This window comes from Psychromonas sp. MB-3u-54, assembly GCF_002836415.1.
In the GTDB taxonomy this organism is placed as follows: domain Bacteria; phylum Pseudomonadota; class Gammaproteobacteria; order Enterobacterales; family Psychromonadaceae; genus Psychromonas.
Map to the genome: position 1 here is coordinate 1 of NZ_PJBP01000154.1, position 8,891 is coordinate 8,891.

Below are 8,891 nucleotides of genomic sequence, written 5' to 3' on the forward strand. Positions count from 1 at the left end.
GTAGATTTCCCCCATTGCGGTCCATTTATGCTTACCTAATTCATGGTAGGGTAACAGCTCTATTTTCTCGATATTTTTCATCGGCGCAATAAATTTACCCAGAGCATGGACGTCAGCGATAGCATCGGTATAACCGGGTAAAACCACATAACGTAAATACACAGCTTGATGACGCTCTGCTAGATAGTGAGCAAATTCAAGCGTGTATTTATTACTGACGTGGGTTAAATCGATATGTTTATTATTGTCCATCTGTTTGATATCCAATAACACCAGATCAGTGACATCAAGCACGCCTTTAACCGTGTCATCGATTCGGCGCACAAAACCATTAGTATCTAAGCAGGTATGAATACCCTCCAGACGGCAGGCTTCAAAGATCGCTTTAATAAATTCAGGCTGGAGCATAGCTTCGCCCCCGGAAACGGTGATCCCGCCGCCCGATGCTTCCATGTAATGGCGATATTGCACCAGCTCGGCCATTAATTCTTCAACGCTCATCTCTTTACCGGCTTCGGTATCCCAAGTGTCGCGATTATGACAATATTTACAGCGCATTAAACAGCCCTGCAAAAAAATAATAAAACGGATCCCCGGTCCATCAACGGTACCACAACTTTCAACAGAATGAACGCGTCCGGTTACTGACATTAGAAGTCCTTAAAAATAGATTATTTGATTTGCATTTTACGGAAAAAAACCAAGCAAATAAATATTTTATAATAGATAAAAAGAAAGGTTTCATCTGTACAGATGAAACCTTTGCAATTATAGCAGGCAGACTGAAGATGCCTCTTCGAGTTTAGGTTCTACCTGAATATTTTTTTACAACCTTGCAGTAAAGGTACGTGAAATAACATCGCTTTGCTGTTCTTTAGTTAACGAGTTAAAACGTACGGCGTAACCGGAAACACGGATAGTCAACTGCGGGTATTTTTCAGGATTTTCCATTGCATCGACCAACATTTCACGGTTCATTACGTTTACGTTTAAGTGCTGACCGCCTTCAATTTCAGGGGTGTGCTTAAAGTAACCGTCCATCAGACCCGCCAAGTTTGTTTTTTGTGAATCGTCAGTTTTACCTAATGCATTCGGTACGATTGAGAAAGTATATGAAATACCATCTTGAGCGTAGGAAAATGGCAGTTTAGAAACAGAGGTTAATGATGCAACCGCACCCTTTTCATCACGACCATGCATTGGGTTAGCACCAGGCGCAAAGGGCATGCCAGAGCGACGTCCGTCGGGTGTATTACCGGTTTTCTTACCGTATACCACGTTAGAGGTAATAGTAAGGATAGACTGAGTCGCACGGGCATTGCGGTACATTTTGTGAGATTGAATTTTTTTCATAAAACGTTCAACAAGATCACAAGCCATTTCATCGACACGCGGGTCATTGTTACCAAATTTAGGGTAATCACCTTCGATCTCAAAATCAGTTGCAATACCGTCTTCATCACGCACAGGTTTAACCGTTGCGTATTTAATCGCAGAAAGTGAATCTGCGGCAATTGAAAGACCGGCAATACCACAAGCCATAGTACGTTCAACATCACGATCGTGCAGTGCCATTAGAGATGCTTCATAGCTGTATTTGTCATGCATATAATGAATACAGTTAAGTGCAGTGACGTAGGTTTCAGCTAACCAGTCCATAAAGTGGTCAAGGTTGGCGAAGACTTCATCGTAATCTAATACTTTCGATGTGATTGCCGGCAATGCATTAGGGCCAACCTGCACTTTAGATTTTTCATCTACGCCGCCGTTGATTGCGTAAAGCAAGGTTTTAGCAAGGTTGGCACGGGCACCAAAGAACTGCATCTGCTTACCGACAATCATCGGGGAGACACAACAGGCGATAGCATAATCATCGTTATCGAAATCGCTGCGCATTAAGTCATCATTTTCATACTGGATAGAAGAAGTATCAATCGATACTTTCGCGCAGTATTTTTTGAAGTTAATAGGTAATGCTTCAGACCATAGAACAGTAATATTCGGCTCAGGAGAAGGGCCCATAGTGTATTGTGTATGCAGAATACGGAAGCTGCTTTTAGTCACTAGCGTACGTCCGTCAACACCCATACCGCCAATAGATTCCGTTGCCCAGATAGGATCGCCGGAGAACAGATCATCGTATTCAGGTGTACGCAGGAAACGTACCATACGTAATTTCATAACCAAGTGATCGATAAGCTCTTGTGCTTCAGTCTCGTTAAGTACACCTGCCTGCATGTCTTTTTCGATATAGATATCAAGAAAGCTCATGGTACGACCGAATGACATCGCAGCGCCATTTTGTGATTTTATTGCCGCCAGATAACCGAAATAAGTCCACTGAATCGCTTCTTTGGCATTTTTTGCCGGGCGAGAGATATCACAACCGTATTTAGCCGCCATCTCTTTGATTTGTGCTAGTGCTCGGTATTGCTCAAAGATCTCTTCACGTAATTTGAGCGTCTCTTCAAGTGTTGCTCCTGCAAGTAAATCTTTTTCTAAGCTTTTATGCTGCTTTGCTTTGTCGGCCATTAGGAAGTCAATTCCGTACAGCGCAACACGACGGTAATCACCGATAATGCGGCCACGGCCGTAAGCATCTGGCAAACCGGTTAAGATACCTGATTTACGACATTTTAGGATATCACCCGTGTAAACATCAAAAACACCCTGGTTATGTGTTTTACGGAATTCAGAGTAAATTTTATTAATAGTTGGATCGAGTTCTTTACCATAAACTTTACAAGAACCTTCGATCATACGAATACCGCCGTTAGGGATAATCGCACGTTTTAAGGGCGCATCGGTTTGCAGACCAACAATAGTTTCTAAATCTTGGTTGATGTAACCGGCATCATGAGCGGTAATTGTCGAAACAATATCAGTATCGAAATCAACCGGCGCATGGGTGCTGTTTTCCAGTTTGATTCCTTCCATCACTTTAGCCCAAAGCGCATCAGTGGCTTGGGTTGCACCCGCTAGGAAACTTTCATCACCGTCAAAAGGTGTGTAGTTTTGTTGGATGAAGTCTCGAACATTAACGTCAGTTTTCCAAACGTCACCAGCAAAACCTTGCCATGCCGATGCCAATTCTTCATTAAGCTTAGTCATAACGATTTACCTTGTAGTTGAATTTAGTATGAGTTGAATTTAGTATGAGTTGAACTGTAAATAGATTCTATAGTGCTTATTTTTTTTTCTGCATTGGACGTAAATAGATCATCCAGTGCATTAAACCTACTATTACGCCCCCACCAATAATGTTACCGATGGTCACTGGAATTAAGTTATCGAAAATAAAATTGGAAATTGTTAAGTCTGAGTATTGCCCGGCGTTCTCTCCGATAGAGATCCAAAATTCTGCGGGAGCAAATTGCTGGATTAAAATGCCGCTAGGGACCATAAACATATTGGCAATACTATGCTCAAAACCAGAGGAAACAAACATGGTGACAGGTAGAAATACGGCAAACATTTTATCGCTAACAGTGCGTGCGCCAAATGCCATCCACACGGCCAGACAAACCATAATATTACATAAAATACCCAGTGAAACGGCTTCTATGAAGGAGTGATGCAGTTTATGTTGGGCAATATGTAAGACTGTTAATCCCCATTGCCCGTGATCTGCATTGTACATACCCGCAAAAAATATGAGTAAAACAAGGAAGGTTGCGCCGATAAAGTTACCAAAATAAACAATCACCCAGTTTTTAAGCAGTTGTGCCATGGTGATGCGTTTGCTCGCTTTAGCTATCAGCGTTAGCGTACTGCTGGTGAAAAGTTCGCCGCCTACGACAACGATTAACAGTAGGCCGAGACTAAATGCGGCACCACCTGCAAATTTACTAAGACCCCAGGCGACATTTTCACTGCCGGTGGTGACTGTGACATAAAAAACAAAGGCGAGGCTGATAAAAAGACCCGCAGTAACCGCGAGGTAAAAAGCTGATAGGGGGGCTTTAGTTGCTTTATTATATGCAATTTCACCCGCTTTTTCGGTTAGTTGATGAGGCAGTAGTTCTTCTAATTTATTTTCTGCAAGCATCTCGTTTCGTTCCTGTTTATTGAGAGTACAAGAAGTTTAACAAATGGATAATGTAATAAATTTGATTTAAATCAATTGCCGGGGATTGGTTGTAATTTTATTACATTTTCGGTATTTTTTATCACTTTCACGATAAAGCTGTGCGTTGAGATTATTTTTCTAAAAGGGATAATTCAACACAATGATAATGACAGAGAGTCTGCTTATGCTGAATTGTTTGTTGCTAAATCACGGAATGACAAGCAAACAGTGATAAAGGCTTATTCTGTTTATTATAGTAATAGTTCTATTTCTTGTAAAATTTGTAAACACCATTCATCGATACGTTGATCGCTTAATTCGTATTGTGAGTCTTCGTCAAGCGCCAATCCCATAAAGTGCTGCTGATCGGGTAAAAGGGCTTTTGAAGCAATAAATTCATAGCCTGTTGTTGGCCAGTAACCGACAAAAAGAGGTTCCTGTGGTAGCAGTTCGTCATGCAGCATACCAACGGCATCAAGAAACCATTCACTATAACCCTCTTGATCCCCTAGACCATATAAAGCGATAATTTTATTTTTGAGATTAAGCCCTTCAAGTTCGTTCCACAGTGCTCCCCAATCTTCCTGCAGCTCGCCATAATCCCAAGTAGAAATGCCTAAAATAAGAATATCATAATCATTTATTCTGCTAATGGGGGTTGTTTTTATGTTAAATATCTCAACAAGTGATTCACCTATACAAGCCTGAATCTTTTCAGCTGCAATTTCTGTATAACAAGTACTAGAACCATAAAATAATCCGATTTTCATATATAACGCCCGATAGACTAAAAACGGTGTTAATTTACAGATAAGGGAGTCTTAATGGAAGCATTAAGCATCGATCAATTTTTAGATTCATTATGGTTAGAGAGGGGATTATCGCAAAATACTCTAGAATCATATCGTCATGATTTACATTTGGTTGAAATTTTTCTTGCCACTAAATCGGTTAGTTTGTGCTCAGCCTCGTCAGTAGATTTAATTGATTTTTTTAGTTGTCGTCTGAGCGGAGAGAAAGAATACAAAAATGCATCAACTGCGCGTTTAATGAGTGCCTTACGCCGTTATTATCAATATTTATGCCGGGAAAAAATACGCGAGGATGATCCCAGCGCTAAGCTTGAAAGCCCTAAAATAATCAAACCCTTGCCTAAGTCACTTTCAGAGTCCGAAGTTGACGGATTATTATCCTCACCGGATTTATCCGACAGTGTGCAATTTCGAGATAAAGCCATGCTTGAGCTCCTCTATGCGACGGGTTTGCGCGTTTCCGAGTTAGTCGGGCTGTCGATGGAAGAGATCAATTTAAAACAAGGCGTTGTGCGCGTCACCGGGAAGGGTGATAAAACGCGGTTGGTGCCATTAGGCGAAGAGGCTATCTATTGGGTTGAGCGTTATATAGAGGAAGCGCGTCCGGATCTGTTAAAAGGTCAAAGCAGCGACGTGTTATTTCCAAGTCGCCGCGGCTCTGTGATGGTGAGACAAACGTTTTGGCATCGTATTAAATTTTATGCACAATTATGCGGCATAGATAAAGCTGCGTTATCGCCGCATGTACTGCGTCATGCCTTTGCAACGCATTTATTAAATTACGGCGCAGATCTGCGTGTGGTGCAGATGCTATTGGGGCACAGCAACCTTTCTACAACGCAGATTTACACCCATATTGCACAGGACAGATTGAAAGCTCTGCATCAGGAGCATCATCCAAGGGCATAAGGAAGTCATCTCGGATAATACCAAATGCATTAAAAATATGATCAGTCTTGCTGGTTAAAATTAACGCTATCTGTGTTATGAGTTTTGAAAGGAGAATAACTACTTCCTGCAACTCATGCCTTGCTAGCGTTAATTTTTCCGGGGCAATACAAGATCACTTCTTTAATACACTTGGTATAACACTCAAAAAAACAGGCCCTAGTATTTATTGCTGGCAAATTAAAATATTCACAAAGCAGTGCTTACTAGGCATAATTAAGCCTAATAGACACTCTCTTTATTCCACTAACAATATGAGGTTTGTATGGCGACTATTTTTTCAAAAACAGGGGTTATTTGTGTTTTTTTATTAAGCAGTTTTTCAGCTGTCTCGGCGACGTCTGAATCACCCTCCTCTGCGGTTATTGAGCAAATAACGACTAAAATGAACAGCCTTAAGATCCCCGTTGACACGGTCAAGAAGTCAGCCGTAAAGGGCTTGTATGAAGTCATCTCCGATGGTGATATTTATTATATTAGTGAAGATGCAACCCATTTATTGTATGGCAGTATTTACGATTTAGATAATCGAATGGTTAATATTACTGAGCAGAAAAAAGCACAATTAAGTCGGGCAAAGGTGGTTGAAAATGTCGATAAAATAAGCGCCTTTGAAAAAGACATGATAGTTTTTAAAGCGCCCGATGAAAAACACGTTGTCACCGTATTTACCGATCCGACCTGTAGTTACTGTCAGAAATTACATTCAGAAATGGCAGGTTATAATAAACTGGGCATTACGATCCGTTATTTAGCCTTTCCGCGTGCGGGGATTGATTCTTCGACCTATCATACTATGGTCTCAATATGGTGCTCAGCTGATCCCGTCGATGCGATGAATATGGCTAAAAAACGCCGCGAGATCCCTTTTGAAAACTGTGAAAACACCGTAAAAGAGCAATATGAGCTTGGGCGCTTGTTGGGAATAAATGGTACGCCGGCTTTGATTTTAGAAGATGGTACCCTTGCCCCCGGTTATCTTCCCCCTGAGCGTTTACTGCAGCTGTTAGAGAAAAAATAACGCTGCTGTTTTTCGTCAAGTTTTATAGAGCGTCAATATATAGCCTTTACATAGCGACCCTATTTGAGAATGCAGATTCCTGCATTTTAAAATAGGGTGGTTGACTATTCTTATTATAAAAGTATTTGGTAGCCATTATGCCTACAGTTCAAGTCAAAAAACGAAGCGTTTTAGATCCTGTTCCGATCAACTTATCCTGCTCCCCTTTATTAACTCAGCTTTATATCAATCGCGGTATTAGCAGTGCAAGTGAATTAGATAACAGCACCCAAAGTCTACTTCATGCGCAACAGTTGAAAGGGATCACAACGGCCTGTGAACTTTTATATCAGGCCTTGTTAACGTCACAAAAAATAATAGTAGTAGGTGATTTTGATGCCGATGGTGCGACCAGCACTGCACTGAGTATTTTGGCGTTACGCGGTTTAGGTTTTACCAATATTGATTATCTTATTCCCAATCGTTTTGATTATGGTTATGGATTAAGCCCGGAGATAGTCGATTTAGCCATTACCAAGGGTGCACAGGTATTGATGACGGTCGATAATGGTATTTCCAGTATCTCTGGTGCTAAACATGCAAAAGATAAAGGTCTGAAGTTATTAATTACAGATCACCACTTACCTGGAGCGGAAACTCCACAAGCTGACGCAATAGTTAATCCGAATCAAGTTGGCTGCAGTTTTCCAAGTAAAAATCTGGCGGGTGTCGGTGTCGCTTTTTACGTGATGCTGGCGTTACGTGCTTTTATGCAAAACAAAAACTATTTTACACATCTTAAAGCGCCTAATTTAGCCAAATTATTAGATATAGTGGCCTTAGGGACGGTTGCCGATGTGGTTGTGCTTGATGCGAATAACCGCACGTTAGTCCATCAGGGATTGGCACGAATTCGTGCCGGTGTTTGCCGGGTCGGGATCAGCGCTTTAATCAGTGTTGCCAAAAGAAACCAAGCTCAGTTAGTCGCGAGTGATTTGGGCTTTTCATTAGGGCCCAGATTAAATGCAGCCGGGCGCCTCGATGAAATGAGCTTCGGTGTTGAGTTGTTATTGTGTGAAAATGTTGAGCAGGCAAATATACTCGCTAATGAATTAGATGCTTTAAATCAGTCGCGTCGCGAGATTGAGCAGGGGATGCAGGAGGAAGCGTTAAAAACCTTAGCCAATTTTTCACTGGATGAAAATAATATCCCCCATGCTATTTGTTTATTTGAAAAGGAATGGCATCAGGGCGTGATAGGGTTAGTGGCATCGCGTATTAAAGAAAAATATTACCGTCCTACCTTTGCCTTTGCTAAGGCCAATAATGGCGAAATTAAAGCATCTGCACGTTCCATTCCCGGCGTACATATTCGTGATATGCTCGATTTAGTGGATAAAAAAATACCCGGTGTTATTTTAAAATTCGGGGGACATGCAATGGCTGCGGGACTCTCTTTAAAAGAGGCTGACTTTGAGTTATTCAGTAAAACACTCAATAGGGTACTTGAAGAACAGGTTGATAATGATCTGCTAAACAATATCATCCTTTGTGATGGACAATTAAAAGGACAGCAGTTTAGTCTTGAACAAGCGCAGGAGTTAAGAGATGCGGGGCCATGGGGTCAGGGCTTTCCTGCTCCTCTCTTTGATGGCGAATTTAAACTGCTGCAGCAGCGGCTGGTGGGCAGTAAACATTTAAAAATGACCTTAGAGTTCGAGGGTAAAACGATTGAGGCGATCGCCTTTAATATTGATGTCGAGTTTTGGCCAAATCCTATGGTGAAAAATGTATATTGTGTTTATCGTTTAGATATCAATGAATTTAGAGGCAATAGAACAGTGCAGATGCTGGTGGAAGTGTTGCGAGCGGAGGAAAAGCCAGAAAGCTAGAAGGCGTGAAGGCGTGAAGGCCAACGTATAGCTTTCCAGCCTCGAGCCTCGAGCCTCGAGCCTCGAGCTTCGAGCTTCGAGCTTCGAGCTTCGAGCTTCGAGCTTCGAGCTTCGAGCTTCGAGCTTCGAGCTTCGAGCTTCTAGCTTCTAGCTTCTAGCTTCTAGCTTCT

General features: G+C 41.7%; 7 protein-coding genes. 3 read left to right on the forward strand and 4 right to left on the reverse strand.

Features of this window, described 5'->3' with window-relative positions; translation table 11 throughout:
* The 4 genes from pflA to fldB form a co-directional block, all read right to left on the reverse strand.
* Window positions 1–651 (reverse strand): pyruvate formate lyase 1-activating protein (pflA, locus tag CXF72_RS11480; protein WP_101039158.1); only part of this gene is annotated, 651 nt, incomplete at its 3' end.
* Between the two features lie 174 nt (window positions 652–825).
* The gene (pflB, locus tag CXF72_RS11485) at window positions 826–3,111 is read right to left on the reverse strand and encodes a formate C-acetyltransferase (protein ID WP_101039159.1); all 2,286 of its coding nucleotides are present in this window, start codon (window positions 3,109–3,111) and stop codon (window positions 826–828) included.
* Between the two features lie 76 nt (window positions 3,112–3,187).
* Entirely contained in the window at window positions 3,188–4,048 is an 861-nt protein-coding gene (gene focA / locus CXF72_RS11490) for a formate transporter FocA (protein WP_101039160.1), read from the reverse strand.
* A gap of 272 nt (window positions 4,049–4,320) precedes the next feature.
* Entirely contained in the window at window positions 4,321–4,839 is a 519-nt protein-coding gene (gene fldB / locus CXF72_RS11495) for a flavodoxin FldB (protein ID WP_101039161.1), read from the reverse strand.
* A gap of 54 nt (window positions 4,840–4,893) precedes the next feature.
* Between fldB and xerD the strand changes: the two genes are divergently transcribed.
* The 3 genes from xerD (at window position 4,894) to recJ (ending at window position 8,721) form a co-directional block, all read left to right on the forward strand.
* Entirely contained in the window at window positions 4,894–5,790 is an 897-nt protein-coding gene (xerD, locus tag CXF72_RS11500; RefSeq protein ID WP_101039162.1) for a site-specific tyrosine recombinase XerD, read from the forward strand.
* 304 nt (window positions 5,791–6,094) lie between these two features.
* Window positions 6,095–6,850, forward strand: a complete 756-nt coding sequence (gene dsbC, locus CXF72_RS11505) for a bifunctional protein-disulfide isomerase/oxidoreductase DsbC (protein ID WP_101039163.1) — start codon at window positions 6,095–6,097, stop codon at window positions 6,848–6,850.
* Between the two features lie 137 nt (window positions 6,851–6,987).
* Window positions 6,988–8,721 (forward strand): single-stranded-DNA-specific exonuclease RecJ, encoded by a 1,734-nt coding sequence (gene recJ, locus CXF72_RS11510; protein ID WP_198552577.1) that lies wholly within the window; start codon window positions 6,988–6,990, stop codon window positions 8,719–8,721.
* Window positions 8,722–8,891: the final 170 nt, after the last annotated feature.

Coding starts and splice junctions, on each gene's coding strand:
- xerD (WP_101039162.1), top strand. CDS start 4,894: ATGGAAGCATTAAGCATCGATCAATTTTTAGATTCATTATGGTTAGAG.
- dsbC (WP_101039163.1), top strand. CDS start 6,095: ATGGCGACTATTTTTTCAAAAACAGGGGTTATTTGTGTTTTTTTATTA.
- focA (WP_101039160.1), bottom strand. CDS start 4,048: ATGCTTGCAGAAAATAAATTAGAAGAACTACTGCCTCATCAACTAACC.
- pflB (WP_101039159.1), bottom strand. CDS start 3,111: ATGACTAAGCTTAATGAAGAATTGGCATCGGCATGGCAAGGTTTTGCT.
- fldB (WP_101039161.1), bottom strand. CDS start 4,839: ATGAAAATCGGATTATTTTATGGTTCTAGTACTTGTTATACAGAAATT.
- recJ (WP_198552577.1), top strand. CDS start 6,988: ATGCCTACAGTTCAAGTCAAAAAACGAAGCGTTTTAGATCCTGTTCCG.